This window comes from Shewanella sp. ECSMB14101, from assembly GCF_000773485.1.
Taxonomy (GTDB): domain Bacteria; phylum Pseudomonadota; class Gammaproteobacteria; order Enterobacterales; family Shewanellaceae; genus Shewanella; species Shewanella marisflavi.
The window spans coordinates 1-1,313 of record NZ_JSFF01000061.1 but is presented as its reverse complement, the minus strand read 5'-3'; the positions used below and the strand labels follow the sequence as shown (position 1 = coordinate 1,313).

The following is a 1,313-nucleotide window of genomic DNA, read 5'->3' as shown; positions in this document are numbered from 1 at the left end:
CATGTGTCGTCCTAAAATACGTTGACAGTTTTACACTAAGCCAACTGCGTTAGCAGTTGGCTTTTTTCATGCACCTCATTTGGGGTTTTCATCCCGAGACTAAGGTGTGGTCTCATATTGTTATAGATGCTGATTGATTCCTTTACTAGCTGCTCAAGCTCAACGATATCCTTACACTCATAGAGCAAGAACTCCTGTTTCAATATTCCATTTACTCTTTCGGCTAAAGCATTCTGGTAACAGTCATACCCATCCGTCATCGATGGCTTGATAGCGCCACTTTTCAGTCTGTCTTGGTAAACGCCTGAGCAATATTGAACTCCACGGTCTGAATGATGGATGCACGAGCAGCGATACTGACGCGTTCTCATCGCCATATCTAAAGCTTTTACGACGTCCGTCGCTCTCATTTCATTGCTAAGCTCATAGCCCATAATTTTTCGGCTAAAGGCGTCAGTAACCAACGAAAGGTAATGCACTCCTGCATTAGAGTGAACATAGGTGATGTCGCTCACCCACACATCCTCGGGATAACGAGGCTTATAATCCTTCAGCAAGTTAGGATGTTTTTTCATCCAATGTCTACTATTCGTGGTCTTCGTAAAATTACGCTTGGGTCTAACAAGAAGCCTTTCGTCACGTAAGTAATCAAAGAAGGCATCTCTACCTAGCTTGATTCCTTCTTCTCGCAACTTCGGTTTGAGCAAAGAGTACAATTTTCTTGTACCTACTCGAGGCATATAGCGCCGAAGTTCTATAACCATCTGCTTGATGGGCTTGAGCTCTACTTGGCGGCTAACGGCTCGCTTTTCTCTTTGATAAACACTTTGCCTCGATATGCCGCACAGCCGACAGACTCGGGCTAGGCTGAGCCCTTTCTGTTTTTGAAGGCTTCTTGCTCCTTGGCGATATACTTTTTTCTGAGACTAGTCCCGTGCTCAGCATCAAGAATATCAACCACTTCATTTAAAAAGAGATTTTTCAACCTTTCGTCTTCCAACTCTTTTTCAAGTCGCTTGATTTTTTGAGCTGGCGATTCTTTTGGTTTCGTTGTGTTATGCATGGCGTTCGTCCTTGGGTTTTGTGTCCAATCCATTTTCCCGTGCTTTCTTAGCCAGGTTAAAACGGTTGAACGACCTTGAATACCATAGATGGCTTGGGCTTGTTTATAAGTCATGTCGCCTTTTTCTACAGCGTCAACAACCTGTAATTTAAAGCCTAGTGTGTAATCTCGCTGAGTGCGCTTAACGTAGGGGTTATGTGAAGTAGTCATAATTCGTCCTCAATGTGTAAACACATTTCAGGACGAGACA

At 43.6% G+C, this 1,313-nt stretch carries 1 protein-coding gene; it reads right to left on the bottom strand.

The window, feature by feature from the left end:
- Positions 1-35: 35 nt before the first annotated feature.
- Positions 36-1,273, bottom strand: a protein-coding gene (locus NY07_RS18765; protein WP_152603594.1) for an IS3 family transposase whose coding sequence is annotated in 2 segments (ribosomal slippage) — positions 36-901 and positions 901-1,273 — 1,239 coding nt in all. Because the reading frame shifts where the segments join, the coding sequence is not laid out codon by codon here.
- Between the last annotated feature and the right edge of the window lie 40 nt (positions 1,274-1,313).